Origin of the sequence: Halarchaeum nitratireducens, assembly GCF_014647155.1 — an archaeon.
Lineage (GTDB): Archaea > Halobacteriota > Halobacteria > Halobacteriales > Halobacteriaceae > Halarchaeum > Halarchaeum nitratireducens.
The window spans coordinates 255,315-279,546 of record NZ_BMOQ01000005.1; the positions used below are offsets into that span (position 1 = coordinate 255,315).

Annotated in this window: 31 protein-coding genes; 16 read left to right on the top strand and 15 right to left on the bottom strand. The window is 70.3% G+C overall.

All coding sequences use genetic code 11. The annotated features are described in order from the left end of the window. Positions 1-6 precede the first annotated feature (6 nt). Together IEX91_RS10425 and IEX91_RS10430 are read right to left on the bottom strand one after the other, a co-directional pair. Complete coding sequence (locus IEX91_RS10425; protein WP_188878836.1) at positions 7-291, bottom strand: DUF7111 family protein; 285 nt, start codon at positions 289-291, stop codon at positions 7-9. 73 nt (positions 292-364) lie between these two features. After that, positions 365-949 carry an LOG family protein gene (locus tag IEX91_RS10430; protein WP_188878838.1) on the bottom strand — a complete coding sequence of 195 codons (585 nt, stop codon included), beginning with the start codon at positions 947-949 and terminating at the stop codon, positions 365-367. Positions 950-1,067: 118 nt separating this feature from the next. Between IEX91_RS10430 and IEX91_RS10435 the strand changes: the two genes are divergently transcribed. The 6 genes from IEX91_RS10435 to IEX91_RS10460 all read left to right on the top strand — a co-directional run bounded on the left by IEX91_RS10435 (position 1,068) and on the right by IEX91_RS10460 (position 8,190). Then, complete coding sequence (locus IEX91_RS10435) at positions 1,068-1,841, top strand: sulfite exporter TauE/SafE family protein (protein ID WP_188878839.1); 774 nt, start codon at positions 1,068-1,070, stop codon at positions 1,839-1,841. Between the two features lie 9 nt (positions 1,842-1,850). Beyond that, positions 1,851-4,385 carry a heavy metal translocating P-type ATPase gene (locus IEX91_RS10440; protein ID WP_188878840.1) on the top strand — a complete coding sequence of 845 codons (2,535 nt, stop codon included), beginning with the start codon at positions 1,851-1,853 and terminating at the stop codon, positions 4,383-4,385. 127 nt (positions 4,386-4,512) lie between these two features. Beyond that, positions 4,513-5,361, top strand: a complete 849-nt coding sequence (locus IEX91_RS10445; RefSeq protein ID WP_188878959.1) for a class 1 fructose-bisphosphatase — start codon at positions 4,513-4,515, stop codon at positions 5,359-5,361. Positions 5,362-5,406: 45 nt separating this feature from the next. Further along, positions 5,407-6,666 (top strand): Glu/Leu/Phe/Val family dehydrogenase, encoded by a 1,260-nt coding sequence (locus tag IEX91_RS10450; RefSeq protein WP_188878841.1) that lies wholly within the window; start codon positions 5,407-5,409, stop codon positions 6,664-6,666. Positions 6,667-7,150: 484 nt separating this feature from the next. Beyond that, complete coding sequence (locus tag IEX91_RS10455) at positions 7,151-7,966, top strand: RIO1 family regulatory kinase/ATPase domain-containing protein (RefSeq protein ID WP_188878842.1); 816 nt, start codon at positions 7,151-7,153, stop codon at positions 7,964-7,966. Positions 7,967-8,043: 77 nt separating this feature from the next. Beyond that, complete coding sequence (locus tag IEX91_RS10460; RefSeq protein ID WP_188878843.1) at positions 8,044-8,190, top strand: hypothetical protein; 147 nt, start codon at positions 8,044-8,046, stop codon at positions 8,188-8,190. Between the two features lie 214 nt (positions 8,191-8,404). Here IEX91_RS10460 and IEX91_RS10465 read toward each other — a convergent pair whose 3' ends face one another. From IEX91_RS10465 to IEX91_RS10480, 4 genes are read right to left on the bottom strand one after another with little or no spacing between them, the layout of a single operon-like run. Then, positions 8,405-9,214, bottom strand: coding sequence for a nitrilase-related carbon-nitrogen hydrolase (locus IEX91_RS10465; protein ID WP_188878844.1), 810 nt, complete (start codon positions 9,212-9,214; stop codon positions 8,405-8,407). Between the two features lie 6 nt (positions 9,215-9,220). Next, the gene (locus IEX91_RS10470; protein WP_188878846.1) at positions 9,221-9,631 is read right to left on the bottom strand and encodes an SRPBCC family protein; all 411 of its coding nucleotides are present in this window, start codon (positions 9,629-9,631) and stop codon (positions 9,221-9,223) included. Positions 9,632-9,674: 43 nt separating this feature from the next. Then, the gene (locus IEX91_RS10475; protein WP_188878847.1) at positions 9,675-9,899 is read right to left on the bottom strand and encodes a DUF7123 family protein; all 225 of its coding nucleotides are present in this window, start codon (positions 9,897-9,899) and stop codon (positions 9,675-9,677) included. A 50-nt stretch (positions 9,900-9,949) separates the two neighbouring features. After that, entirely contained in the window at positions 9,950-10,117 is a 168-nt protein-coding gene (locus IEX91_RS10480) for a DUF7525 family protein (RefSeq protein ID WP_188878848.1), read from the bottom strand. 88 nt (positions 10,118-10,205) lie between these two features. Here IEX91_RS10480 and IEX91_RS10485 point away from each other — a divergent pair, with 88 nt between their 5' ends. Beyond that, positions 10,206-11,519 carry an LEA type 2 family protein gene (locus IEX91_RS10485; RefSeq protein WP_188878849.1) on the top strand — a complete coding sequence of 438 codons (1,314 nt, stop codon included), beginning with the start codon at positions 10,206-10,208 and terminating at the stop codon, positions 11,517-11,519. Here IEX91_RS10485 and IEX91_RS10490 read toward each other — a convergent pair whose 3' ends face one another. The 6 genes from IEX91_RS10490 to IEX91_RS10515 form a co-directional block, all read right to left on the bottom strand. Then, positions 11,520-12,548 carry a phosphate signaling complex PhoU family protein gene (locus IEX91_RS10490; RefSeq protein ID WP_188878850.1) on the bottom strand — a complete coding sequence of 343 codons (1,029 nt, stop codon included), beginning with the start codon at positions 12,546-12,548 and terminating at the stop codon, positions 11,520-11,522. It abuts the gene before it with no gap. A gap of 193 nt (positions 12,549-12,741) precedes the next feature. Continuing rightward, positions 12,742-13,833, bottom strand: a complete 1,092-nt coding sequence (locus IEX91_RS10495; RefSeq protein ID WP_188878852.1) for an ATP-NAD kinase family protein — start codon at positions 13,831-13,833, stop codon at positions 12,742-12,744. A 216-nt stretch (positions 13,834-14,049) separates the two neighbouring features. Next, positions 14,050-14,736, bottom strand: a complete 687-nt coding sequence (locus IEX91_RS10500) for a competence/damage-inducible protein A (protein WP_188878853.1) — start codon at positions 14,734-14,736, stop codon at positions 14,050-14,052. 95 nt (positions 14,737-14,831) lie between these two features. After that, positions 14,832-15,569, bottom strand: coding sequence for a DUF5803 family protein (locus tag IEX91_RS10505; protein ID WP_188878854.1), 738 nt, complete (start codon positions 15,567-15,569; stop codon positions 14,832-14,834). 2 nt (positions 15,570-15,571) lie between these two features. Beyond that, positions 15,572-16,246 carry a DUF2110 family protein gene (locus tag IEX91_RS10510; RefSeq protein WP_188878855.1) on the bottom strand — a complete coding sequence of 225 codons (675 nt, stop codon included), beginning with the start codon at positions 16,244-16,246 and terminating at the stop codon, positions 15,572-15,574. Continuing rightward, positions 16,247-16,762 (bottom strand): transcription factor, encoded by a 516-nt coding sequence (locus IEX91_RS10515; protein WP_188878856.1) that lies wholly within the window; start codon positions 16,760-16,762, stop codon positions 16,247-16,249. Positions 16,763-17,060: 298 nt separating this feature from the next. On the opposite strand from IEX91_RS10515, the gene IEX91_RS10520 reads away from it, so the two are divergent. The 4 genes from IEX91_RS10520 to IEX91_RS10535 all read left to right on the top strand — a co-directional run bounded on the left by IEX91_RS10520 (position 17,061) and on the right by IEX91_RS10535 (position 18,946). Beyond that, on the top strand, positions 17,061-17,426 hold the full coding sequence (locus tag IEX91_RS10520) for a hypothetical protein (RefSeq protein ID WP_188878857.1): 366 nt from the start codon (positions 17,061-17,063) through the stop codon (positions 17,424-17,426). Between the two features lie 48 nt (positions 17,427-17,474). After that, entirely contained in the window at positions 17,475-17,852 is a 378-nt protein-coding gene (locus IEX91_RS10525) for a hypothetical protein (protein ID WP_188878858.1), read from the top strand. Positions 17,853-17,956: 104 nt separating this feature from the next. Next, positions 17,957-18,238 carry a hypothetical protein gene (locus IEX91_RS10530; protein ID WP_188878860.1) on the top strand — a complete coding sequence of 94 codons (282 nt, stop codon included), beginning with the start codon at positions 17,957-17,959 and terminating at the stop codon, positions 18,236-18,238. Positions 18,239-18,295: 57 nt separating this feature from the next. Then, a complete protein-coding gene (locus IEX91_RS10535; RefSeq protein ID WP_188878861.1) occupies positions 18,296-18,946 on the top strand; it encodes a helix-turn-helix domain-containing protein in 651 nt (216 codons plus the stop codon). On the opposite strand, the gene IEX91_RS10540 is transcribed toward IEX91_RS10535, so the two are convergent. Continuing rightward, a complete protein-coding gene (locus IEX91_RS10540; protein ID WP_188878862.1) occupies positions 18,935-19,489 on the bottom strand; it encodes a tRNA (cytidine(56)-2'-O)-methyltransferase in 555 nt (184 codons plus the stop codon). The two genes, IEX91_RS10535 and IEX91_RS10540, sit on opposite strands and share 12 nt — an antisense overlap. A 98-nt stretch (positions 19,490-19,587) precedes the next feature. Here IEX91_RS10540 and IEX91_RS10545 point away from each other — a divergent pair, with 98 nt between their 5' ends. Continuing rightward, positions 19,588-20,532: an NAD-dependent epimerase/dehydratase family protein gene (locus IEX91_RS10545; RefSeq protein WP_188878863.1), complete on the top strand. Its 945-nt coding sequence runs from the start codon at positions 19,588-19,590 to the stop codon at positions 20,530-20,532. A 69-nt stretch (positions 20,533-20,601) separates the two neighbouring features. Further along, positions 20,602-21,252: an RAD55 family ATPase gene (locus IEX91_RS10550; protein ID WP_188878864.1), complete on the top strand. Its 651-nt coding sequence runs from the start codon at positions 20,602-20,604 to the stop codon at positions 21,250-21,252. A 1-nt stretch (position 21,253) separates the two neighbouring features. Here the strand turns inward: IEX91_RS10550 and IEX91_RS10555 are convergent, their stop codons facing one another. Then, positions 21,254-21,706: a hypothetical protein gene (locus IEX91_RS10555; protein WP_188878865.1), complete on the bottom strand. Its 453-nt coding sequence runs from the start codon at positions 21,704-21,706 to the stop codon at positions 21,254-21,256. An 85-nt stretch (positions 21,707-21,791) separates the two neighbouring features. Between IEX91_RS10555 and IEX91_RS10560 the strand changes: the two genes are divergently transcribed. Continuing rightward, positions 21,792-22,409: a molybdenum cofactor guanylyltransferase gene (locus tag IEX91_RS10560; protein ID WP_188878866.1), complete on the top strand. Its 618-nt coding sequence runs from the start codon at positions 21,792-21,794 to the stop codon at positions 22,407-22,409. Between the two features lie 16 nt (positions 22,410-22,425). Here IEX91_RS10560 and IEX91_RS10565 read toward each other — a convergent pair whose 3' ends face one another. Next, positions 22,426-22,731, bottom strand: coding sequence for a helix-turn-helix transcriptional regulator (locus IEX91_RS10565; protein ID WP_188878867.1), 306 nt, complete (start codon positions 22,729-22,731; stop codon positions 22,426-22,428). Between the two features lie 39 nt (positions 22,732-22,770). Between IEX91_RS10565 and IEX91_RS16535 the strand changes: the two genes are divergently transcribed. Both IEX91_RS16535 and IEX91_RS10570 read left to right on the top strand, forming a co-directional pair. After that, positions 22,771-22,902 carry a hypothetical protein gene (locus IEX91_RS16535; RefSeq protein WP_268238698.1) on the top strand — a complete coding sequence of 44 codons (132 nt, stop codon included), beginning with the start codon at positions 22,771-22,773 and terminating at the stop codon, positions 22,900-22,902. Positions 22,903-23,031: 129 nt separating this feature from the next. Further along, a complete protein-coding gene (locus IEX91_RS10570; RefSeq protein WP_188878868.1) occupies positions 23,032-24,201 on the top strand; it encodes a YeeE/YedE family protein in 1,170 nt (389 codons plus the stop codon). Positions 24,202-24,232 lie beyond the last annotated feature (31 nt).

The window sequence follows — 24,232 nt, forward strand, 5'->3', positions numbered from 1 at the left end:
CTCGGCCTACATCCCCATGTCCGCGGCGCGCTCGGGGACCGGGAGGTCGTTCGGGTCGCAACCGAGGAGCTCGGCGGCGTGGTCGAGCGCCATGTCGAAGCCGTAGTAGCGTTCGAGCTCGTCGCCGTCGACGCTCGGGCGCACCTTCAACATCGCGTACCCCTCACGGTTCTGCGCGATACAGGCGCTCCGGCCGTCGCGCTCGAACTCCAGCACGCGCTCCGCGTCGGTCTCGCGGTAGCGCGCCGTGATACCGTCGGCCTCCGCGGTGTCGGCGTCCGTGTCGGTCATCGTCGGCGGTTCTCGCGCCCGGTAAGTGAGGCTGTCGGCTCGCCGCTCGCGCGTCGCGACGCGGTCCGGTGCGTCACGTCTCCTCGGCCTCGGAGAGCACCGACTTCACCGACGGGGCGTCGTACGACTCGTAGGCGTCGAGGAGGGCCGCGGCGTCGTCCGCGACCGTCACCATCTCGCGGTGTTTCGACTCGACGAACCCCGCCGACACCTGGTGATCGAAGAACGACGCGAGCTCGTCGTAGTAGCCCGCGACGTTGAGGAAGCCACACGGCTTCGCGTGGAAGCCGAGCTGGGCCCACGTGAGCACCTCGACGATCTCTTCGAGCGTGCCGAAGCCGCCGGGGAGCGCGACGAACCCGTCCGCGAGCTCCGCCATCCGGGCCTTGCGCGCGTGCATCGAGTCGACAACGTCGAGTTCGGTGAGCCCGTGGTGGGCGATCTCCTTCGCTTCGAGCGACTCCGGGATGACGCCGTGGGCCTCGCCGCCGGCGTCGAGCGTCGCGTCCGCGAGCGCGCCCATCAGGCCGACGCGGCCGCCGCCGTAGACGAGCGTCGCGTCGCGCGCGGCGAGCTCGCGCCCGAGCGCCTCCGCGGCGGCGCGGTACGCGTCGTCGGTGCCCGGACTCGATCCGCAGTAGACACAGAGTGCGTCCATACTCGTCCGTCCGCCGGCGGCGGTGTAAAGTCCACCGGGCTCGCGGGGATCGCGGCCGACCGCCGACGCCGAACCCGGTGAGGGTTTAGGCCCGAGCGCCGTAGGTCCGCGTACACAGATGCCCCCGCTCGTCGCGCCGACCGAACTCGCGCTCTTCGCGCTCGTGGGGTTGCTCGGCGGCGCACACTGTCTCGGGATGTGCGGGCCGCTCGTCACGACGTACGCCGAGCGGATGCCCTCGGACGATCGCGGGCCGTCGTGGTTCGAGCTCCGTCAACACGCGCTGTTCAACGCGGGACGGACGGCGAGCTACGCGCTCGTCGGCGGCCTGCTCGGCCTCGTCGGCGCGACCGTCTACGCGGGAGCGGGCGCGGCGTTCGGCGGTGTGGGCGACCTCCTGCGCGGCGTCGTCGGCGTCGCCGTCGGCGTCGTCGTGATCGCCGTCGGCCTGACGCGCGTCCTCGGCAGCGATCGGCTCCACGGGCTCCTCCCGGTCTCGCTCGGCACGAGCGCGGTCTTCTCGCGCGTCGCCGGGTACGCGAGCTCGCGCATCGACGACTACGCCACCGGCCCGAGGATCGCCCTCCTCGGCGCGATCCACGCCTTCCTCCCCTGCCCGCTCCTCTACCCGGCGTTCGTCTACGCGCTCGGGCAGGGACGGCCCGTCGCGGGCGCGCTGAACCTCGCGGCGCTCGGCGTCGGCACCGTTCCGACGCTGTTCCTCTACGGGACGGTCCTCGGGTCGGTTCCGGCCGCGCGGCGCGCGGCCGCCCATCGCGTCCTCGGCGGCGCGTTCGTCCTGCTGGGACTCATCCCGCTCCTCGCGGGCCTCGGCCTGCTCGGCGTCCCCGTCCCGCACCTCCACATCCCACACTACACCGCGACGCCGTAACACGACACCATGACCGACACGACCGATACCTGCACCCTCTGCGACCTCCCGATCCGCGGCGATCCCGTGACGGCCGACGACGACGCGAACGGCGACGGCGCCGCGAGCCAGTCGGAGACGGACGCGACCGACGCCGCCGGCGAGACGTTCTGCTGTCGCGGCTGTCTCGAGGTGTATCGCACGCTCGGCGACGCCGACCCCGAGGCGGTGTCCACAGACGACCTCGAAGACGCGAGCGACGGCGACGCGGACCGACGCGACGTCCCCGAGGACGCCGAGACGGCGTTCCTCGCCGTCGACGGGATGCACTGCACGGCCTGCGAGGCGTTCCTGGAGACCACGGCGCGGGCCGGCGAGGGGGTCTACGACGCCGAAGCGAGCTACACGACGGAGATGCTGAAGGTGTCCTACGACGGCTCGAAGACGGACGAGGAGGCGCTCGCCGAGTCGGTGAGCCGCCTCGGCTATCGGGCGAGCGTCCCGGAGGTCGGGACGGCCGCCGCCGAGGAGGAACGCTTCGGGCGCGACGAACTGCGCACCGTTCTCGGCGTCCTCGGTGCGATGTCGGTGATGATGATCTACGTCCTCTTCCTCTACCCGAGCTACCTCGGCATCTACTCGGAGTCCTTCCTCTACGAACCGGCGACGCACGTGATCGTCTTCGTCCCCATCCCGCTGCTCTCGACCATCGTCGTCTTCCTCGTCGGCTATCCGATCGTCCGATCGGCGTACGTCAGTTTACGCGCGGGAACGCCGAGCATGGACGTGCTGATCGCCGGCGGCGCGCTCGCCTCGTACGCCTACTCGATGTACGTCGTCGCCACGGGCGGCGTCGTCATCTACTTCGACGTCGCGGTCGCCATCGTCGCCGTCGTGACGCTCGGCGACTTCGTCCAGCGCCGCGTGAAGCGCCGCGCGCTCGGCTCGATCGGCGATCTCGACTTCGACCGCGTGAGGAGCGCGCGCGTCCGCGACGCCGCGGGCACGCACGAGGTGGACGTGGACGCCCTCGAACCCGGGGACGAAGTCGTCGTGAAGCGCGGCGAGCGCGTCCCGCTCGACGGGACGGTCGTGGACGGCGAGGCGGCGGTCGACGAGGCGCTCGTCACGGGCGAATCCGTCCCCGAAACGCGGGGACCGGGCGACGCGGTCATCGGCGGGTCGGTCGCCACGGACGGCCGCCTCGTCGTCCGCGTGGGCGAGCGCGCGGCGAGCACGTACGACCGCCTGCTCGCGCAACTGTGGAACGTCCAGTCGGGTTCGGGCGGCACGCAGCGCCTCGCGGACACGATCGCCGCGCTCTTCGTGCCGTTCGTGCTCGCGCTCGCGCTCGTCGTCGCCGGCGGCTGGCTCCTCACGGGCGCGCCCGTCCGCGAGGCGCTCACGATCGGCGTCTCGGTCCTCGTCGTCTCATGTCCGTGCTCGTTCGGCCTCGCTACCCCCGTCGCCGTCGCCGCGGGCGTGAGTCGCGCCGCCGACGACGGCGTGCTCGTGACGAACACGGACGCCGTGGCGTCGCTCGCTGACGTCGACGTCGTCGCCTTCGACAAGACCGGGACGCTCACCGAGGGGCGGATGCGCGTCACCGACGTCGCAGTCGACGACGCGACCGAGCGCGACGTCCTGCGGTACGCGGCCGCGATCGAGCGCGAGGCGAACCATCCGGTCGCGGACGCCGTCGTCGGCCACGCAGACGAGCGCGGCGTGCGCACGTCCGGCGAGCGCACGCTCGCGAGCGACGGTGGGGCGGCCGTCACCGACGGGGCGACGGACGACGGTGACGCCGCGGCGGACTCGCTCCGCGTCGCGGACTTCGAGGAGCGGCGACGCGGGGCGATCGGGACCGTCGACGGCGCGCGCGTCCTCGTCGGACACCCCGACCTGTTCGCGGGCGAGGACTGGACCGTCCCCGGCGCCGTCTCGCGCGCCGTCACGAGCGCGCAGGACGACGGTGCGATCGCCACGGTCGTCGGCTGGGGCGGACGGGCGCGCGGCGTGCTCGCGGCGCGCGACACCCCCCGCGACGACTGGCGGGAGACGGTCGAGGCGCTCGCCCGCGACGGCCGGGAGATCGTCGTCGTGACGGGCGACGACCAGTCTCGCGTGTCGCAGTTCGAGGCGCACCCCGACGTCGCCGACGTCTTCGCGGGCGTCCTCCCGCAAGCGAAGGCCGCCGTCGTCGAACGACTGCGCGGCGCGGAGGGGACGGTGGCGATGGTCGGCGACGGGACGAACGACGCGCCGGCGCTCGCCGCCGCCGACCTCGGCGTGGCGTTCGCCTCCGGCACCGAGCTCGCCACGGAGGCCGCCGACGCCACCGTCACCGAGGGCGGCTTGCGCTCCGTTCGGCGGCTCTTCGGGATCGCCACGACGACACGCTCGCGCGTCCGGCAGAACTTCGCGTGGGCGCTCGGCTACAACGTGATCACGCTCCCGCTGGCCGCGCTCGGCCTCGTCGACCCGCTGCTCGCGGCGATCGCCATGGCGGCGTCCAGTCTCCTCGTCGTCGCCAACTCCGCGCGCTCCTATCGGCCGGACGAGTGACTGCTCCGGATATGATTAACTCGGAGTGTAGTTTCCAATATCGTCGTATGGGGCGCTATACCGCTTGAAAACGCCGTCTCGTCGGAAAGGGTTAAGTCGATAGGACGGCCATAGTGAACCGATGATGATGTCCGACGCGGTGCCGGTAGCGGACGTGTTCGACGCGCTCGCCGCGGCCGCGCCAGAGATACGGGCGGGGTTCGCGGGACGCGCCGGTGAGACCGACGACCGTAACGCGACCGGCGACCGGCAGCTCCACGCGGACATCCACGCCGACGACATCCTGCGTGCGCGTCTCGGCGGGCTCGACGCCGTCGGCCAGTACGCCAGCGAGGAGGCCGAGGACGTCAGCGACGTCGGATCCGGCCCGCTCTCGATCAGCGTCGATCCCCTCGACGGCTCCTCGAACCTGAGCGCGAACAACCCGACCGGCACCATCGTCGGCGTCTACGACGCGCCGCTTCCCGCGGCCGGACGCGATCTCGTCGCCGCCGCTTACGTCCTCTACGGCCCGCTCACGACGATGGTGGCCGCAACGGACGACGGCGCGACGCGGTACGCGATCACCTCCGACGGGCGACGGGACGACGAACCCGCGGTCCTCCCCGACGACCCGACCGTCTACGGATTCGGCGGTCGCGTCCCCGACTGGACGGCGGCGTTCACCGACTACGCCCGTCGCGTCGAGGACGAGCTGAAACTCCGGTACAGCGGCGCGATGGTCGCCGACGTCAATCAGGTGCTCACGTACGGTGGCGTCTTCGCTTACCCCGGCCTCCGCGATCGGCCGACGGGCAAGCTTCGCACGCAGTTCGAGGCCATCCCGATGGCGTACATCGTCGAGGCCGCCGGCGGAGCGTCCACGGACGGCACGCGCTCCCTCCTCGACGTCGAACCCGACACCCTCCACGAGCGGACGCCGATCTACCTCGGCAACGACGCGCTCATCGATCGCGCGGAACGCATCGTCTCCTGATCGGCGGGCCGCATCTTTCTTCGGTCACCGGATACACGTCCGGGTATGGCCTCCGACGAGAACCCGTTCACGAACCTCCAAGAACAGATCGACGACGCGGCGTCGTACCTCCCCTCCACCGTCAACGACGACGTCCTCACGCGGCTCAAGCACCCCGAGCGCGTCCTCGAGACGAACCTCACCGTCGACATGGACGACGGGTCCCTCGAGACGTTCACGGCCTACCGCTCGCAGTTCAACGGCGATCGCGGTCCGTACAAGGGCGGCGTCCGCTATCACCCCGACGTCTCGCGCGACGAGGTGAAGGCCCTCTCCGGCTGGATGGCCTACAAGTGCGCCGTCGTCGACGTCCCGTACGGTGGGGCGAAAGGCGGCATCGTCGTCGATCCCGGTGAGTACAGCGCCGCCGAACTCGAACGCCTCACGCGCTCGTTCGCCGAGGAGATCCGCCCGCTCGTCGGCGAGGACCGCGACATTCCCGCCCCCGACGTCAACACCGGCCAGCGCGAGATGAACTGGATCAAGAGCACCTACGAGACGCTCGAACGCACCACCGCACCCGGCGTCGTCACCGGGAAGTCCATCGAGAACGGGGGGAGCGAAGGGCGCGTCGAAGCCACCGGTCGCTCCGTGATGCTCGCCGCGCGCGAGCTCTTCGATTACCTCGATACGCCCGTCGACGACGCCACCGTCGCCGTGCAGGGGTACGGCAACGCCGGCTCCGTCGCGGCCGAACTCATCGCCGACCTCGGTGCGACCGTCGTCGCCGTCTCCGACTCATCGGGCGGTATCCACGACGCGGACGGCCTCGACCCGCGGGCGGTCAAGGAGTTCAAGAACGACACCGGGACCGTCTCCGACTACGCGGGAAGCGAGAACATCACCAACGAGGACCTGCTCACACTCGACGTCGACCTCCTCGTCCCCGCCGCGCTCGAAAACGCCGTCGACGGGGATCTCGCCGCGGACGTGCAGGCCGACGCCATCGTCGAGGCCGCCAACGGCCCGCTCACTCCCGATGCCGACGACGTCTTCCAAGCGCGCGACGTGCCGGTGATCCCGGACATCCTCGCCAACGCCGGCGGCGTGACGGTGAGCTACTTCGAGTGGGTGCAGAACCGCCAGCGCTTCTACTGGTCGGAGGAGCGCGTCAACGACGAGCTCGAAACCGTCATCGTCGACGCGTTCGACGACCTCGTCGAGGCTGCGGAGACGCTCGACCTCCCGAGTTTCCGCGTCGCCGCGTACGTCGTCGCCATCCAGCGTGTCGTCGACGCCTACACGGGCAACGGGAACTGGCCCTGAAACCCCATCTCCGGGCGCGACGTGCCCGGCGGCTCCCTTCTTCGTGCCTACTCGGACCGTCGCGTCGTACGCCACCTCGTCGACGTGCGTTCGCGGCCCGTCGGCCACCGTGTCGATGGCCGCGTTCGCGTCGTCACGAGCGCCGTCGGTGGAGTCCGACACGGCGCCCGCGGAGTCGCCCGACGGAAGGAAAACGGGTAGGCCGCTCACGCGGTTTCCTTGAGCGTGCGTTCGACCCCGTTCGAGCGGGTCGCGAGAACGCGAGAGCGCGATCGCTCTCGGCTTCGAGCGTCTCGAACGCGTCACCGATCGCGCTCGATCCCCACGCCGGTCCGGTCTCCGAGCCGCCCCGTTCGCTCGACATGACGCCTACCCGATCGGCTGTGTCCGCCCGACCGAAAAGTCCGGGGGCGACGCGGACGAGCCGTCGCGGCCACGGGTGTGGGGCGAAAGGGACTATACGCGGAGCGGCGTTGCAGTGCGTATGAGCCTCCGGCAGTTCGTCCGCGGCACCGTCCCGTGGTCGTCGCTCGAAGCGGTCGCCCGCGAGATGGCCGAGCGCTACGACCAGGAGCGCGTGCGCGTCACGTTCCTGGAGGCGGACAACTGGTTCTCCACGCCCGCCGTCGTGAACGACCGGTGGTTTTGTAAGATCGTCTCCCCGCAGAACGCCTTCGTCCACTCGCTGTTCACGGGGATGCGGAACCTCGGCATCTTCTCTGCGGGCGCGGAGGGGTTCTTCGAGCCGTTCGACGGTCCCGTGGAGATGGCCGAACACGAACTGGCGGCGACGCGACGGATGCGCGAGGCGGGCCTCAACGTCCCCGAGCCGATCGAGGTGTTCGCCGTCGACGACCTCGGCGTCCTCGTCATGGAGTACCTCCCGGACTTCGAGACCCTCGACGACCTCCCGGCCGCGGGGATCGAGGCCCGCGCGCCCGAGCTGTTCGCCGCGTTGCGGACGATGCACGACCACGGCCTCGCACACGGCGACCTCCGCGCCGAGAACGTCCTCGTCCACCGCGGCGACCTCTACTTCATCGATGCGACCCGGGTCCGCGAGGACGCGGACGTCGAACGCTCCGCGCAGGCGTACGACCTCGCGTGCGCGCTCGCCGTCCTCGAACCGCTCGTCGGCGCGGAGGTCGCCGTACGCGCGGCCCGCTCGGCCTTCGACGTCGAGGCGCTGCTCGCCGCCCGGGAGTTCCTCGACTTCGTCGCCATCCGCCCCGATCACGACTTCGACGCCGCCGCGCTCCGCGGCGAACTCGAAGGCGCGGCCAGCGATCGAGACGGGTAGCGACGTGCCCCCGTTCGGTCCGGCGGTTCCCGCAGCCTCCGCCATACCTATACGTCCCGATTCGGAACGCGACGACCATGGAGGGGGACGAGCGGTCCGTGACGGTACAGGAGAAACTCGAGGAGGCCTTAGAGCACGCCGAGAACGACCGAACGCGCTACCTGCTTCGGAGCGCGCTACAGGACCTCCTCATCGACGTGAACGTAGACGAGGAGTCGGACTGAGCTGTCGGATGCGGGGAACGGTGGGAGGCGATGGGGGTGGCCCCACCTTGTCGGCAGGGGCCGGTGGTCGTCCGGCGCGGGATTCCGGACGACTCGGGGTCGGCGTGGAGACGAGGTGCGGGCGTTAGTGCCAACACGCGACGAGAAAAGCGTCTCGCGTCGGCATCCCTTCATTCGCCCTCCGCGCGTAAAAAGTTATCTACCGACGGCCGATTCACGACCGTCGGTCGTCGAGCGCGGGGAACGAGTCGCGGACCGATCGGACGCGCTCGGGGTCGATGTCGGTGACAACGAGCGTCGCCTCGTCGCCGGCGCTCGCCACCGGCGTCCCCCACGGGTCGTAGACGGTCGAGCGCCCGAGCAGCCGTGACTCGCCCTGCTCGCCGACGCCGTTGACCGCGCCGAGGTACCACTGGTTCTCGACGGCGCGCGCCCGCGAGAGCGTTCGCCAGTGCTCGACGCGCGGATACGGCCACGCCGACGGAACGAGGACGAGCGTGACGCCCCGATCGAGGAGGTCGCGGTAGAGTTCGGGGAAACGGAGGTCGTAGCACGTCGTCGCCGCGACGGTGAAGCCGCCGACGTCCGCGGTGTCGAGTCGGTCGCCCGGCGCGAGCAGGTCGGCCTCGCGCGAGTCGTACCCGAACAGGTGCCGTTTACGGTAGACGAGGCGGCGCTCGCCGGTCCGGTCGAAGAGCACGCTCGTGTTCGCGTAGCCGTCGGCGCTGGGGGTCTCGAACCCGGCGGCGGCGCTCGCTTCGAGGTCCTCGACGACGCTCCCCGCGAGAACCGCGATCCCGTGGTCCGCGGCGGCGTCGGCGAGGGCGTCGAGTCGAGGGCCGTCGAGACCCTGGGCGGCGCTCGGGTAGTCGTCGAACGAGAAGTACCCGACGTCCCACAGCTCGGGGAGCGCTACGAGGTCCGCCCCGCGGTCGGCCGCCGCCGCGACGGCGTCGCGTGCCGCCCGCTCGTTCGCCGTGACGTCGCCCGCCGCGGGGTCGAACTGGGCGAGTGCGAGGCGCATCGCGGGCTACGACTCCCGGGAGCCGAGCTCCCGTTCGAGGTTGTCGAGCTCGTCGTCGAGCTTGCGCTTGAAGAAGGACTCCACGCCGGGGAACTTCCCCTCGACGACGAAGGTGTTGTGGAGCAGACAGCCGTCCTCGGTCGGCTCGATCTCGTGCTCTCCGGTGACGTTCAGCACGGAGGACTTCCCGACGAACTCGACGTATTCGCCCTCGCGGCGATCGACGTCGCGCGTCTCGACTTCGATGGTCCGCCGGACGACGGGGAGTTCGACGAACCAGACGGTGACGTCACCACGGCGCTCGTAGCCGGTGACGACGCTGATGGCCGACGCGCGCTTCGTCGGGTCGGCGATGAACTCCCAGACGTCCGCCGCGGGGACGTCCAACTCGAACGTCCGTTCGACCCGGACAGTCATACGTGGAGGTGAAGCAGCGCGAGCAAAAAACCGCCGGTTCGACTCACGCCGGTTCGACGCGCCAGGTCGTCGACTTCGAACGCCCCCACTTCTCGATGTCGACGTCCTCCGATTTCTCGGCGAGCCGGGGGAGGCGCGCCCCGACCTGTTTGGCGGTGAGGCCGAGGTTGCCGGCGATCGTCTTCGCCCGGAAGTACCGCTCGCCGGCCGCGACGCTCTCGTTGAGGTAAGCGAGGATGCGGCGTTCGTCCTCGGTGTACTCCGTCATGGGTCTGTGTAAACGGCTCGCGTGCTTAACCGTTTCCGGTCCCGGGACCCTCAGGCGAACGCGTGGAACGCCGCGACGGAGAGGGCGGCGAACGCGACCGCGACGGCGAACCCGGTCGAGACGGCGACCCCCGTGAGCACGCCGAGCGCGCCGAGCGTCGCGATCGCACCGCAGACCAGTCCGACTCCGATTCCCTCATCAGTGGTCGTCTCTGTCACGCGTCCGCATACCGACGCCCGCGACTTAGCGCCTGCGGTCCCCGTCCCGTGACGCAAGGCTTTCGACGGTCGCGGCCGCTCACGGCGCATGGACATCCGCGCGCTCGCGTTCGGGACGCGTCGCCGCTCGGTCGCCGTCGGTCTCATCGCCGTCGTCGGCGTCGTCGCGGCGGCCGTCGCCCTCGGCTGGATCGGTGCGCCGTCGGTCGCGGCGACGCAGAACACCTTCGCGGACGTCGACGAGACGACGACGACCGTCGACACCGCGCTAACGATCCGCAACCCGAACCCGCTCGCGGTCCGTCTGGGCGGCGTGAGCGTCGACTACACCGTCTCGATGAACGGCGTCGGGTTGGCGCGCGGGGAGAAGCGCGGCGTCGCGGTCAGCACCGGGAACACGACCCTGCGCTTCGAGAGCTACATCCGCAACGAGCGCATCCCGACGTGGTGGACGAGCCACGTCCGGAACGGCGAGGAGACGACGGTCTCCGTGGCCGCGGACGTCACCTCGGGCACCCTCGGACGCACCGTCTACGTCGTTCCCGTGACGCGGACCGTGACCACGAACATCAGCGATCAGTTCAACTCGACGGCCGACCGGCCGGTGAACGCCAGCCTCCCGCTCGTGAGCGATCCCGTCCTCGTCGTCGACGAGACGCGCGCGCACTGGGGGAACGTGACGAACGAGTCGACGCCCCTGGAGACCTCGTTCGTCGTCCACAACCCGAAGCCCGTCCCCGTCGCCATCGGCGGAATCGGGTACGACGTGACGATGAACGACGTCGCGGTGGGGAGCGGCGAGACGGAGCACACCGTCGTCATCCCGCCCGGGGGGACGCGGACCGTGCGCGCCGAGACGGTCATCGACACCGAGCGGATCGACGAGTGGTGGGTGACGCACCTCCGACGGAACCAAAAGACGGACGTCGCCATCGACTTCTACGCGCGCCTCTCCGTCGACGGGGCGAAGGGGGTACGCGTGCCGTTGCACGGGCTCACGTACCGGGAGACGATCGAGACGGACATCTTCGGGACGAAGAACGCGAGCGCGAACGCATCGGCCGGCGGGACGGGCGCGCCCGACTCGTCGAACGCGTCCGCGAACGAATCCGCCGACGGGAGTTCTCGCGACGGCTTCGTTTCCGACGGACCGAACGCGACGACCAGCGACGGTCTCAGCGGCGTTCTCGACGGCGGTACGACGGAGACCGACACGGCGACGACATCGGAGAGCACGACGGGAGGAACGACGACGGAGAACACGACGGCGGTGACGACGGAAGGAACGACTACGACGGGAGGGACGTCGACGGCGGGAGAGACGTCGGCGGGAGGGGATACGACGAGTACGACGACGAGAGGTACGACGACCGACGGCCTGCTCGCCCTCGGCGCGCCCTGATCACTCCAGGGTCGTGTGTGCCGACTGCTCGTTGAGCGCGAGGTTCGCGGCGATCTCCGCGTTCCGCATGGCGAGCTCGGCGATCTGTTGGAGGCTCACGAGGACGTCCCGCACGCGGAGCAGGCGGAGGTTCTCCATCTCGGGGAGCGCTTCGAGCATCTCGGTTTCGAGGTCCGCGACCTGCGCGAAGCGCTCGCGGCATTGGACGTGCTTCGCGTAGTCGCGCTCGACGACGGCCTCGACGGCGAGGCGCGTGAGCTCGTCGACCTCGTCGGTGAACTCGCGGATCTGGCGCATCGTCGCGTTGTCGACGTCGAGGGTGTGGCCGTCGGATTCGAGGACGATCTCCGCGATGTCCTCGGCGTTGTCCGCGGTGAGTTCGAGGTTCTTCGCCACCGACCGGTAGCCGATGAGCGAGAACCCGTCGTCGAGGCCGACGGCGCGCGCGAGGTTCGGGTTCTCGTAGGCCGTGAAGATGAGTCGGAGGAGGAGGACGAAGATCTTGTTCGCCTGCCGCTCGCGGTTGAGCGCGCGCTCGGCGAGGTCGGGGTTGCCGTGCGCGAGCGCCTTCACGGCCTCTCCGCGCATCGTGCTCCCCGTGTTCTCCAGTCGCTGGAGGAGGTTGTCGAGCGTGAAGTCCTCGGGGTCGACCGAACAGCGGATGGTGATTCGCTCGGGGGTCTCCTCGACGACGCCGAGTCCCATCAGCTGCGTCTCGGCCTTGTAGACGGCGTTGATGTGGTCGCTGTCGAGGGTGTCCTCGTCCGTGACGTGGATGACGCGTCGACCGAGGACGTACTGGCCGACGATGGCGCGCTCCACCGCCGCGGCGTCGAACGTCTCGGCGTGAATCGTCGCCTCGCTCTCGTCGTCGCTCGCCGACGCCGGCGTCACCGTCAGCGTCCCCTTCCCGCTCTCGCGGACCGTGACCTCGTCCCCCTTCTCGACGTTCTGCGATCGGGCCCACTGCGCGGGAAGCGTCATCGCCAGCGTCGACGGCCCGAGTCGCTGCACCTTTCGGCTCTCCATATCTCGACCGTAGCCACTGCAGTACCTTAATCTTGCGCTCGACACATTATATTCTCTAAGGAACTTGCTTCGAATACCCGATGCGCCGAACAGGGCTCCCGAACGACTCGACGATTCCGCACCGATGCGCGTAGAGACGCCTCACGGCCGCGGTGCTCTCCGTGTATACCATCGCCTTACGTCCTTAAGGACGTTATTCGACCTTCACGAGCCGGCGGGTGTGACGACCCGTCCGGACCTCGATCCAGCCTCGGAGGTCCGCGTCGAGGGCCGTATCGCCCGTATCGACGTGGAGGACACCGGTCGCCGCGAGCTTCTCCGGCGAGGCGACGACCGCGAGCTCCGATCGGCGCACGATCGCGGGGCTGAGCTGTTGGTTCCCCCGTCCGAGGACGAACCCCTGTCCGCCGATCGGCGAGACGACGACGACGGTGCGCTCCCCGAGGGCGTCGAGGAGCTCGGCCTCGCTCCCGTCGCGGACGAGCAGCTCGCCGTCGCGCCAGGCGTCGACGCCGAGCGGGGACCCCTCGATTCCGAGCGCGCGCTCGATGGCGCCGACCGTCCCGCCGGGCCCGAAGAGGTACGTTACGCCCGCCTCGGCGTCCGCGGCGAACCCGGCCGCGAGGGTGTCGACGCTCCCCGAGGTGCGCTGCTTGCCCGACTGAAGCGCCGGGGCGACCGGCACCGTCGCCACCGCCCGCAGTTCCGCGCGGACCTCGCCCGCGCGGTACGCGTCCTCGTCGATGTCGTTCACCTCGCGGCGCTCCGTCCGCTCGAACGTCGCCGCGATCCGCCCGGCGTCGCGCGGCGTCCGCGCGAACACCGACGAGTAGACCTTCACGCCCGCGGGGACGCCGAGCATCGGCGTCTCACTCCCCGCTTCATCGATCGCGTCCGCGACGTCCGTCGCGGTCCCGTCGCCGCCGACGAAGAGGACGAGATCGACGCGGCGCTCGACGAACGCGCGCACCGCGTCGCGGGTGTCAGTGGCCGTCGTCTCCGCACCCGCTGGTCGACCGACGACCGTCGGGGCGAAGCCGGCCTCCCGGGCCGCGTTCTCGCCCATCGCGTCGCCGTACGCGAGCAGGGCGATTCCGTGTCCGTCCCCCGCGTCCGTCGCGTCGGCCGCGTCCGCGAGCGCTCGAAGCGCCGCGAGCGCGCGCTCCGGTGCGCGCGGCTCCGCACCGCGTTCGCGCGCCTCTTCGACCCGATCGTCCGTCCCCTTCAGGCCGACGCGCCCACCCATCCCGGCGATCGGGTTGACGACGACGCCGATCGTGCGCATTCGCCCCCGCTTCGCGCGCCCCGCGTAAAGCCCGTTCGCCACGACCGCGACGGCGATGCTAAACGGTTAAGGGCGCGCCCGCAGAACCGATCGCGTATGTTCGCACCCCTCGCGGAGACCGCGCTCCCCCTCAGTGCGGTGAGCTGGATCGTCCTCGTGCTCGGCATCGTCCTCGCCGCCGCCTGGTGGGCCTACGAGGTCCGCTGACCGCGTCCGCTACTCCTCGCCGCCGTCGACGCGCTCGCGGAGCCACGCGGCCGCCTCGCTCACTTCCCCCGCGTCCGCGCCGCGGATCCGAACCCGGACGCCGTCCCCCGGATAGCTCCCGACGGTGACGTCGAAGCGCTCGCGGACGCCCTCGATCCGATCGACGAGCGCGCTCTCCGGCTCGGCGGCGTACACCGTCTCGACGACGCGCGTCTCGCCCCCGAACTCCCCGGAGACGCGCTCGAAGACGGCTCGCATCTCGTCGGGCACCCCCGGGAGCACGTAGCAGTTCGCCACGACCGCACCCGGCGCGACGCCCGCGTCGTTCGCCAAGAACCGCGCCCCCTCGGGGAGGGCCGTCGCGTCCGCGTCCGCGTTCGAGTAGCCGTCGCGCGTCTCGAAGTACGCGACTGCGTCGGGGTGTGCGATCAGATCGCGGTCGAACGCCGCCGCGACCCCGGCCATCGTCACGTCGTCCGGCGTCGGCCCGAGGCCGCCCGTGACGATCACGGCGTCGTAGCCCGTCGAGAGGAGGCGAACGGTCGTCTCGATCGTCTCGCGCTCGTCGGGGACGACGACGACGCGCGCCACCGTCGCGCCCCGCTCGGTGAGTTGGCGGCCGAGCCACGCCGCGTTCGTGTTCGTCGTCTCTCCCGCGAGCACTTCGTCGCCGACGGTCAACACGGCCACGTCCATGAGCCGATCACCGCACCGCGGTGGGAAAAAAGCGCCCGTCGTCGACGCCGGTGGGGACGGGGAGCCGGGCGGCGATCACCGGGTCTGCCCTGCCTTCACTCCTCGCGGACGTCGAGGCCGCTCTCCGCGCGCTCGCGTTCGAGGCGACGGATCTGACGCCGATAGTAGACGATCCCGCCGACGGCGACGAGTCCGCCGAGCGCGAGCAGTCCCGCGAAGAGGTAGACGTCGCGCAGCAAGAAGAACTGGAGGCTGAGCGACTCGGCGTCCACGCTGTCCCAGCGGACGTGCACGCGATCGTCGACGATGGTCCGCTCGTACCCGCCGGGACTGACGCTCCCGAAGACGGGGACGCGAACGCGCATCCCCGCGGGGAGGATCACCTCGTGTGATCGCTCCGGGAGGACAACGGGCACGTCGAGCGACCGATCGCCCATCGGCGCGGTGTACGCGAACTGCCCGCGATCACCGGGCGGCGTCACCGTCACCGCGTCGCGCGACTGCGAGACGTCGATGGCGGTGGCGTTCACCACCGTTCCGTTCGGGTAGCGAAACTGGATCGCGCGGATCGGGATCGGCTGCTCGCCGGTGAACTGGCTCGTCTGCGAGAAGCGCATCGCGCTCCCGTTCGTTCCGGTCACGTTCAACACCGCCCGGTACTGCCCGCCGGTTGCGTTCACGACCGCCGAGGCGTTCTGCGCCTGGGTCGCGTTCCACTCGTACGTCGCGTTCTGGTTGAGCTGCTGATCGCTGACCGTGCTCGTGCCGAGACAGCCGGCGCTCACCGCGAGCAGGCCGACCGCCGCGAGCAGGAGGAGCCAGCGCCGTCGCATCGTCAGGGGACCACGCAGAGCAGTTCCGCGGGGACGTACTCACCGATGCTGGCGAGCAGCCCCGGCGCGTCCGTGTCCTCCCGGCAGACGATGCTCTGCTCCAGGAGCCCGAGGCGCTCGACGGTCACGATGTCGCGGGCGTGACCCGCGCGGTTGACGGTCGCGCGCACTTCGGCGCGCGTCGCCGAGTTCACGTTCACGCGCCCCGACTCCGCGCGCGTCCAGTCGTAGAGTCGGTCGCGTTCCGCGTCCGCGAGCTCGTGGCCGTCCGTCGCGTCGTAGACGAAGCGCAGGGGGACGTGTTGGACGAGCCCGAAGCGCGTGCGGACCTGCTCGGGCGTCCCGGGACCGAGGCCGATGCCGTCGGCCGGGATCCGAACCTCCTCACCGGCGTCGAGGACGAAGCCGTCGTCGTCCCACGCCTCAAGGGTACCGACGTACGTCTCGCCGTCGGCGAACTCGGGCGTGATCGTCCCCCACTCCTCGCGGAGGACGTTGCGGGCGACGGGCGCGTCGTCCCCGTCGAGCGTCACGGACGGGAACCCGTCGTGGCGCAGCCCGATGTCGAAGGAGACGTCGAGGTCGCCAAGGGCGTTGCCGACGAGCGATCCGAGGGAGTCGAGCGCGCGCTCGCGGGCGTCGCCCTCGACGTAGACTTTCGTCGCGAGAACGACCATTCAGACGATACCCAGTTCGGTTTCGAGCGCTTCGAGACGCTCGTCGATGGCCTCGGCCATCTCGTCGTTCTCCATCGCCTCCAGGGGCGAACCGCACTCGGGGCACTCGAAGCCGAAGTCCATCGCCTCGTCGAACTCGAAGCGGATCGAGTCCACCTCACAGAGGTAGAACTCGTTGTCACGCTCGTACTCCCGACGCTCCGCTAAGGCCTCGCGCAGTCGCTCCATCTCCTCGTGGAGGTTCCCCGGGACGTTCTCGTAGTGGAACGTCCAGAGGTAGGTGAGCCACCCCGAGTCCTCGTCTCGCACCCGCCGATAGGTCGCCAGATCGTTCTCGTAGAGGATGAACAGCGCCCGGCGGACGTCGTTCAGTTCGAGGTCGAGGCGCTCCGCGAGTTCCTCGTCCGTCACCTCGCCGTCCGGCGGTGCCGCCGCTACCGGCATCCCCTTCGGTCCGACAAGCTCGTGGAGGTATTTCTGTACGACTGGGTCCTCCAACAACCCCTCGAAAGCCATGATGCGTGAAACTCGGGGCCGAGCGACCCTTAATACCATCGGGTACGATGCACGCGGGGCCGAGCGATGGCGAGGGCGTTCACGAGACGCACTGCGTCTCGTGCGCCAACCGGAACGCGGTGCGTTCCGGTGACGCCGCGTTTAGAGCGAGCGGGGAGCGAACGACCGTGAGCGATGTGTGAGCCGCGCGCAGCGAGGTCTCGGTACACACGAGCGGGGAGTGAGACCGAGCCGCGAGTCCTGAGACGCCGTCGAGGCGCACCGAGGATTCATCACGCCCCGGTGTCGACTCGTCAACGTGTCCCTCCGAGAGTTCCGAGAAGCCACTCGCGAGCGCGGATTCGTCCGCCACGCCCTCCTCTGGGCGGTCGTCGCCCTCGCCCTTACGGTCGTCAACGATTGGTCGCCCGTCGGGTTCGTCCTCTGCTACGCCGCGATGCTCGGGGTCGAACTCCTCTTTGTCGCGTCCGTCGTCCTCGGCGTCCCCGGGTGGATCCGACAGGCGGTCGTCGGGATCTGCGTGATCGCGATGGGCGCGGCCGCCCTCCTCCTCGACGCGGGGAGCGCCGGCCTCGGCGCCACGGTCGCTTCCGTCGTGCTGGTGCTCCTCGGTCTCGTGAGCCTCGCCAGCGCGTTTCGCGACTCGCCGGTGGCCGCCACGTGACGGCGCCGACGAAAACGGCTTAGCAGTCAGGCGACCAATCATTCGCCCGTGTCACTTCACGAGTTCCCCGACGCCCTTCGCGAGCACACGAACGCGGGCGTCCTCGCCGGTTGGCTGGTGGTCGCCGTCGCGGTCACGTTCTGGAGCGGCGAGTCGCTCGGCGGCTTCACCGTCCTCGCGGCGTCGGGCGTCGCCGTCCCGTTCTCGGCCGCCCTCGCGGACGCGTTCGACGTTCCGTATCGGTCCAGGAAGGCGGCCAGTGGCGCCGCTCTCTGTGCCCTCGGGGTCGCTATCGCCGACTGGGGGGTCGACGCGCACGCCGTCCTCTTGGTGCTCGTCGGCGTCGGGGCCGCTGTCGTGGGCGTGCGCGGGCTGTTTCGTGCCCTCCGAGACCTGGACCGCCGTGTGAACGGCGAAACGGTTTAGCGTTCGAGAGCAGACGTCTCTCACATGTCCCTCCGTCGTTCCGCACGGCCGCGAACGAACGCGAACTCGCCCGTAGAGTCGCGTTCTGGGTCGTTACGGCTGCCGTGCTGACCGTCCTCATCGGGTGGTCCGTCGCCGGCTTTGCTCTCCTCCTTACCGTCCTCATTGCGGCGTCCATCGCACCGGCCGTCGCCGCCGCGTTCGGCGTTCCCGCGTGGGTCCGATCGGTCGTCGGGGGGTGTTGTGCGGTCGCGTTCGGTGCGGCCGGCCTCTACGCGTACGCGGGTTCGTCGGCACCGCTGATGACGCTCCTCGCGGCCGGGTTCGTGCTCGCCGGGACCCTGATCGCCGTTCGCGCCCTCCGCGACCGGTCGGACGCGGCGTGACGCCACGCCGCCGCTGACCGGGGCGCTTTTCGCGCGACGCGTCGAAACCCGCCCGTGATGCAGACGCGCACCCTCGGCTGGCGCGCCGCCGAGGCCGCCGTCCTCGGCGGGTTCGCGCTCGCCATCGGCTTCGAGTACCCGGTAGCACTCGCCGTCGGCCTCGCCGCGCTCGCCGTCGGCCTCGCCGAGGCCGCGGGCGAGCGGTACGACGCCGCGACGGCGGCCCGGCACGCGACGCTCGCCATCGTATCGGGTGCGTTCGCCGCGCTCGCGCTCGTGCGGGGCGCGCGCTGGGTCGCCCTCGTCGCCGTCCCGCTCGCGTGTTGGTTCGCCCTCGACGCGCTCGCCCGGCGGTCCGGCGCGACGCCGCGCGCGACCGAGACCGCGCGCGGATCCCACGAGCCCCGGGCGGTCGACGAGACTGGCGTCGATCCCGACGCCTTCGCGGACGCGGACCTCGCGGGCGAGTGCCTGCGCGCGCTCCGCGACGAACCCCGAGCGCCCGCCGCGCTCGCGGACGGCCTCGGCGTCGAGACCGCACGCGTCCGGCAAGCGCTCGCCGTCCTCGACGCCCGCGGCACCGTCGAGCGTGACGACGACGGCCGATATCGGCTCGCGGGCGACGCGTTCGATCCGTTCACGCTCACCGTCCGACTGGCCGAGCGCGTCGCCGACCCGCTCTCCCGCCTTCGGTACTCACTCCTCTAGCTCGTCGGGCGAGACGACTGTCTTGCCCGTCTCCTCCGGGACGACGACCTGCTCGGCGTCGGTCCACTCGCGTTCGAGTTCGTCGCCCTCGAAGAGCCGATCGAGAAAGACGGCGAGGCCGGCGACCTCCGAGTGGGGTTGGTTCGTCACGCCGACGTTCCAATCGGCCTCGTCGTACACCTCGAAGGGGACCTTCTCGCCGCCGACGACGATCAGAAGGGGCTCGTCGGTCTCCTCGCGGGCCGCGCGGACTTCGCCCTCGACGTCCTGCACGCGTTCGCCGTACATCGTCAGGTGGACGACCCGGCCATCCCAGTCGCGGATCGTCGCCGCCTGCGAGTCGTCGAGTTCGGCGTCGAACGGGCCGCCGAAGCGCGTCGTGATGTCGCGGATCGTCTCCAGCGATTGGCCGGCGTTGTCCGGGAGGATCACGCGGTCCGCGCCGAGCGCGCGCGCCGTGAGCCCGACGTGCGTCGTCATCCGGTCGTCGCGTCCCGGTCGGTGGCCGAACCGGAGCACGGCGACTTCGGGGTCGTCCTGCATACCGCATTCGAGGGGCGTGGGTGGGTAACGGCTTACGGAACGCGGCGCGGGGGGTGAGAAAGGAAAAGGCACTTGCACCGCCTCGCGTTCGATGATCCATGGACCTCACGGACCGGACCGTCGTCGTAACGGGCGTTGCGGGCCTCGTTGGCTCGCACCTCGCCGCGCGACTGACGGCTGACAACCGCGTGATCGGTGTCGACGACCTCTCGAAGGGCGAGCGCGCGGCGGTGCCCGAGGGCGTCGACTTCGTCGAAGCCGACCTCCGCGACGCGGCGGAGACCGCCGACACGATCCCCGCTGACACGGACGTCGTCTTCCACCTCGCGGCGTACACGGACACGAACTTCGACGACGACCGGACGCTCTTCGAGGAGAACCAAGCGATGACGTACAACGTCCTCGAACGGATGGCGGACGTCGGGGCCTCGAAGATCGCGTTCACGTCCTCATCGACCGTCTACGGCGAGGCGCCGATGCCGACGCCCGAGGACTACGCGCCCCTCGAACCGATCAGTATCTACGGCGCGTCGAAGCTCGCCGACGAGGGACTGCTCTCCGTCTACGGCCACTCCTACGACTTCCAGGTGTGGCTCTTCCGGTTCGCCAACATCGTCGGGCCGCGCCAGCGCGGGACCGTCGTCCCGGACTTCATCGAGAAGCTCCTCGAAGACCCCAGGGAGCTGGAGATCCTCGGAAACGGCCGCCAGCAGAAGTCCTACATGCACGTTGAGGAGTGCGTCGAGGCAATCGAGTACGTCGTCGAGCACGCCGACCGGGACGTGAACACGTACAACCTCGGGACGCGGACGACGACGTCCGTCAATCGGATCGCGGACGTCGTCGCGGACGTCCTCGACTGCGACCCCGACTACGCGTACACGGGCGGGGACCGCGGCTGGACGGGCGACGTGCCGAAGATGCGCCTCTCGATCGAGAAGCTCGCGGCGCTGGGGTGGGAGCCGAGTCAGTCGAGCGACGAGGCGGTCAGGAAAGCGGCCGAGCAGCTGGCGGCGGAGATACGCGCGGAGCGCGAGGCCTGAGCGGGGACGGGTCGCGCCCGGCGCGGGGGTCGGTACGTTTTAACGCCCGTCGATCGAACGTGTCGGCCGATGGGGGACAGCTACGACGTGGGCGACGCCCTCCCGATCGACGAGATCCCGGCGGGCACGAACCTGATGATCGGCGGGCCGCCGATGACCGGGAAACGTGACCTCGCGCTCTCGCTCGTCGAGTCGGGCTGCCGTCGAGGCGAGGGCGCGCTCGTCGTCACGATGCGCGACGACGTGGAGCGGCTGCTCGATAAGTCCGCACCGCTCGCGGACGCGGTCGCGGAGGGACGGGCGGGCGTCGTCGACTGCGTGACGCGCGAGCGCGGCGAGGACGTCCGGGACAAGCGGTGGATCCGCTACGCGTCCTCTCCGGGCGACGTGACCGACATCGGGATCCGCTCTGCGGGGCTCTTTCAGGCGCTCGACGAAGGGGGCGTCGAGCGCGTCCGCTCCGGGTTCGTCTCCATTCCGACGATGCTGATGTACACGGAGCCGCGCCGGCTCTTCCGGTTCCTCCACGTCTACACCGGCCGGATCCAGTCGGCCGGACAGCTCGGGTTCGCGCTCATCGAACTCGGCGACCGGGAGGCCTTCGATCGGTTCGCGCCGCTCTTCGACGGGATGGTGCAGACGCGGACGAACGAGGACGGCAAGCGCCAGCTCCGCGTCGTCGGCGTGACGTCGTCGCCGACCGAGTGGATCCCCTACTGAGTCAGGAGAACTGCTCCTCGACGGCGTCGTCGAGTTCCTCGCCCTCCGGTTCGCCCTCGGACTCGCGGAGCTCGCTCGCCGGATTCTCGATGTAGTCGAGCGCGATGTCGGTGAACGCGCCCGTGTCGACGACGCTGTCGCGATCGAAGGAGACGATGACGCCGCTCCACTGCCCGAGGGGCACCTGGAGGACGACGACCTCGTGGAACCACCGGACGCTCAGGTCGAGGTGGCCGAAGCGGGAGAACTCGGGCTGGTCGAGCTCGTCGTCGAAGCCCTTGAGGATGAGGTTCTTCGTGGTCTCCTCGATCTCCTCGGGCGTCTGGGCGTCCGCGACGTCGTCGCGGGTGTAGAGGTGATCGTACGCCTCCCCGTCGTACGCGATCGCGCGCCGGATCCGACCCACGTCGGCGTCCCGGAGCGCGTCGACGAACGCCTCGGCTTCCTCGTTCATACGTGTCCGTGTGACGCGGCGTGGGGTTAATCTTACCCCCTCGGCCGTCAGAGCGTTCTTGTACGCGGCGCACCGACGGTGTGGCGTGCACGCCGTCGTCGTCGCGGGCGGTCGCTCGACCCGGTTCGGTGAGCGCGATAAGGCCGTCGCGTCGCTCGCCGGAACGCCGCTAATCCGCCGGGTCGCCGACCGGCTCGCCGGCCCCGTCGAGTCGCTCGTCGTGAACTGCCGGCCCGCCCAGCGCGCCGTGATCGCGGACGTGCTCGCCGACTACCCGCGGCCGGTGACGTACGCCCTCGACGCGCCCGACCGCGCGGGCGAGGGGCCGCTCGCCGGGATGGGGGCGGGGTTGCGCGCGACGGACGCCGAGCGCGCGTTCGTCGTCGCCTGCGACGTGCCGTTCGTCGACCCCGCGTTCGTCCGCTACCTCTTCGATCGGGCGGCGGCGCGCGAGGCCGCGGTGCCGTACCGCGAGGGGTACCCCGAACCGCTCCACGCCGTCTACGAGGTCGAACCGGCCCTCGACGCGATCGAGCGCGCGCTCGACGGGGGGCGACGCCGCGCGGACGCGGCGCTCGACGCCCTCGACGCGAGCGCCGTCCGGGAGGCCGCGATCGGGACGCACGCGGCTCCGGGCGCGTTCACGAACCTGAACACGCGAGCGGCGCTCGACGCCGCCGAGGACCGGCTGCGCCGACGCTGAAAAGAGGGACGGGCCGTCACCGGGCGCGCTCCGCCTCCTCTTCGAGGAGTGCGGAGATGTACTGGTGTTCCCAGCTCTCGCGGTCGATGATCTCGCGCCGACCCCGTCTGGTCAGCGAGTAGGCGTTCGTCCGTTCGTCCTGCTTGCGCTTATCGACGAGCCCCTTCTCGCAGAGCGTATCGAGGTTCGGGTAGAGTCGGCCGTGATTGATCGCCGTCCCGTAGTACTCCTCGAGTTCGTCCTTGATGTCGAGTCCGTTGGGTTCGTCCAGCCCGCAGGTAACGAAGAGGAGGTCGCGCTGAAAGCCGGTGAGGTCGTGCATCGCGTGTCCGAACGGAAGATCGAACGCCGTTTAACTCCGGTGGCCAACGTGACCCCGGTCAGTGGTGGTGTCCTCGCCGATCGCGCCGCGGGCACCGGTGGCGGCGCGGCGGGCGTCGTCTCGCTGGCGACGCGCTCGGCGTCGGACGCCCGGCACGCGCGGGCGTCGTAGCGCATCATCGATCGTCATCGAATAACCGGAATCCGTTGCCGACGCTCTCGACGGAGCGTCACCGGTGACGGTACAGTCGTACCGTAATGCGGCCAGTTATCCCACTGAAACCGATAGCGGAGGTCACCCGTGGTATCACAACTGCTCATCGCGGCCGTTGTCGGCCTCGGAATCGGCGCCTGCCTCCAGAAGGGCCGATTCTGCTTCGTCAACGCCTTCCGCGACCTCTTCGCGTACAAGGACACCCGCGTCACGAAGGGCGTCATCGCCGCCGTCTTGGTGACGATGGTGTTCTGGGGCACCGCCTATCAGTTCGGTTACTTCCAAGGCTTTTGGACCCCCGGCTGGGGGCTCACCGGCCTCGTCGGTGGGTTCGTCTTCGGCGTTGGGATGACGTACGCCGGGGCCTGCGCCTCGGGGACGCTCTACCGCGCCGGCGAGGGGTACGTCCAGTACTGGCTCACCCTGCTGTTCATGGGCGTCGGGTACGTCGCCTTCGTGATCGCGTTCCCGTCGCTTCAGTCAACGTACTTCGCCTCGCTGACGTTCGGTGAGGGCGTCTCGCTGTTCGAGATCTCCCCGGTCCCGGCCGGCCTCCTCGCCATCGCCGTCGCCGTCGTCGCCACGCTCGCCTACGCGACCGTCCTCGGTCGCCAGCACGCGGGCGGGAGCGAGCGCGCGACGGCCGCCGAGGCCCGTCCCGCGACGATCGTCGGGACGCCCGTCGTCGGCCTCCAGCGCCTCGCCGCCGGCACGCGCGCGTACGCCGCAGGCCTCCGCGACGCGTGGGCCGATCCGGTCGCCGCGAGCAAGCGCCCGTGGGACCCGCGGACCGCCGCGCTCGGCATCTCGGTCTTCGCGCTCATCTGGTTCACGAGCGTCTCGATCGTCGGCGTCACCGGTCCCGAGGCCCGCTGGAGCGGCTATCTGCTCTCGCTCGCCGGCGTCGACGCCGGCTCGTTCGCCTACTGGGGGTCCGTCCTCTTCCGCGGCGCCGGCGTCGGCGTCACGGTCGACATGGTGATGATCGCCTTCCTCATCCTCGGCTCCGCGCTCGCCGCGTACTGGAGCGGCGACTTCTCGCTTCGCATGCCGCGCAAGCGCCGGCTCCCGAACGCCGTCCTCGGCGGGTTCGCCATGGGCGCCGGCTCCCGGCTCGCCCCCGGTTGCAACATCGGGAACATCTACTCCGGGCTCGCCGAGCTCTCCGTCCACTCGTTCATCGCGACGGTCGGCATCATCGCCGGCGTCTACGTGATGACCCACTGGATCTACCGCGAGGTCGGCTGCGCGATCTAACGGAACCGTCAGACAGACACCCCTCCACCGA

Bases quoted from the DNA above. Each gene is read 5' to 3' on its own strand.
- IEX91_RS10545 (WP_188878863.1), top strand. From the start codon at position 19,588: ATGGACCTCACGGACCGGACCGTCGTCGTAACGGGCGTTGCGGGCCTC.
- IEX91_RS10550 (WP_188878864.1), top strand. From the start codon at position 20,602: ATGGGGGACAGCTACGACGTGGGCGACGCCCTCCCGATCGACGAGATC.
- IEX91_RS10445 (WP_188878959.1), top strand. From the start codon at position 4,513: ATGTCCGACGCGGTGCCGGTAGCGGACGTGTTCGACGCGCTCGCCGCG.
- IEX91_RS10475 (WP_188878847.1), bottom strand. From the start codon at position 9,899: ATGACGGAGTACACCGAGGACGAACGCCGCATCCTCGCTTACCTCAAC.
- IEX91_RS10440 (WP_188878840.1), top strand. From the start codon at position 1,851: ATGACCGACACGACCGATACCTGCACCCTCTGCGACCTCCCGATCCGC.
- IEX91_RS10535 (WP_188878861.1), top strand. From the start codon at position 18,296: ATGCAGACGCGCACCCTCGGCTGGCGCGCCGCCGAGGCCGCCGTCCTC.
- IEX91_RS10515 (WP_188878856.1), bottom strand. From the start codon at position 16,762: ATGGCTTTCGAGGGGTTGTTGGAGGACCCAGTCGTACAGAAATACCTC.
- IEX91_RS10565 (WP_188878867.1), bottom strand. From the start codon at position 22,731: ATGCACGACCTCACCGGCTTTCAGCGCGACCTCCTCTTCGTTACCTGC.
- IEX91_RS10435 (WP_188878839.1), top strand. From the start codon at position 1,068: ATGCCCCCGCTCGTCGCGCCGACCGAACTCGCGCTCTTCGCGCTCGTG.
- IEX91_RS10500 (WP_188878853.1), bottom strand. From the start codon at position 14,736: ATGGACGTGGCCGTGTTGACCGTCGGCGACGAAGTGCTCGCGGGAGAG.
- IEX91_RS10425 (WP_188878836.1), bottom strand. From the start codon at position 291: ATGACCGACACGGACGCCGACACCGCGGAGGCCGACGGTATCACGGCG.
- IEX91_RS10450 (WP_188878841.1), top strand. From the start codon at position 5,407: ATGGCCTCCGACGAGAACCCGTTCACGAACCTCCAAGAACAGATCGAC.
- IEX91_RS10495 (WP_188878852.1), bottom strand. From the start codon at position 13,833: ATGCGCACGATCGGCGTCGTCGTCAACCCGATCGCCGGGATGGGTGGG.
- IEX91_RS10470 (WP_188878846.1), bottom strand. From the start codon at position 9,631: ATGACTGTCCGGGTCGAACGGACGTTCGAGTTGGACGTCCCCGCGGCG.
- IEX91_RS10490 (WP_188878850.1), bottom strand. From the start codon at position 12,548: ATGGAGAGCCGAAAGGTGCAGCGACTCGGGCCGTCGACGCTGGCGATG.
- IEX91_RS10460 (WP_188878843.1), top strand. From the start codon at position 8,044: ATGGAGGGGGACGAGCGGTCCGTGACGGTACAGGAGAAACTCGAGGAG.
- IEX91_RS10465 (WP_188878844.1), bottom strand. From the start codon at position 9,214: ATGCGCCTCGCACTCGCCCAGTTCGACCCCGCGGCGGGCGACGTCACG.
- IEX91_RS10430 (WP_188878838.1), bottom strand. From the start codon at position 949: ATGGACGCACTCTGTGTCTACTGCGGATCGAGTCCGGGCACCGACGAC.
- IEX91_RS10485 (WP_188878849.1), top strand. From the start codon at position 10,206: ATGGACATCCGCGCGCTCGCGTTCGGGACGCGTCGCCGCTCGGTCGCC.
- IEX91_RS10555 (WP_188878865.1), bottom strand. From the start codon at position 21,706: ATGAACGAGGAAGCCGAGGCGTTCGTCGACGCGCTCCGGGACGCCGAC.
- IEX91_RS10540 (WP_188878862.1), bottom strand. From the start codon at position 19,489: ATGCAGGACGACCCCGAAGTCGCCGTGCTCCGGTTCGGCCACCGACCG.
- IEX91_RS10455 (WP_188878842.1), top strand. From the start codon at position 7,151: ATGAGCCTCCGGCAGTTCGTCCGCGGCACCGTCCCGTGGTCGTCGCTC.
- IEX91_RS10505 (WP_188878854.1), bottom strand. From the start codon at position 15,569: ATGCGACGGCGCTGGCTCCTCCTGCTCGCGGCGGTCGGCCTGCTCGCG.
- IEX91_RS10510 (WP_188878855.1), bottom strand. From the start codon at position 16,246: ATGGTCGTTCTCGCGACGAAAGTCTACGTCGAGGGCGACGCCCGCGAG.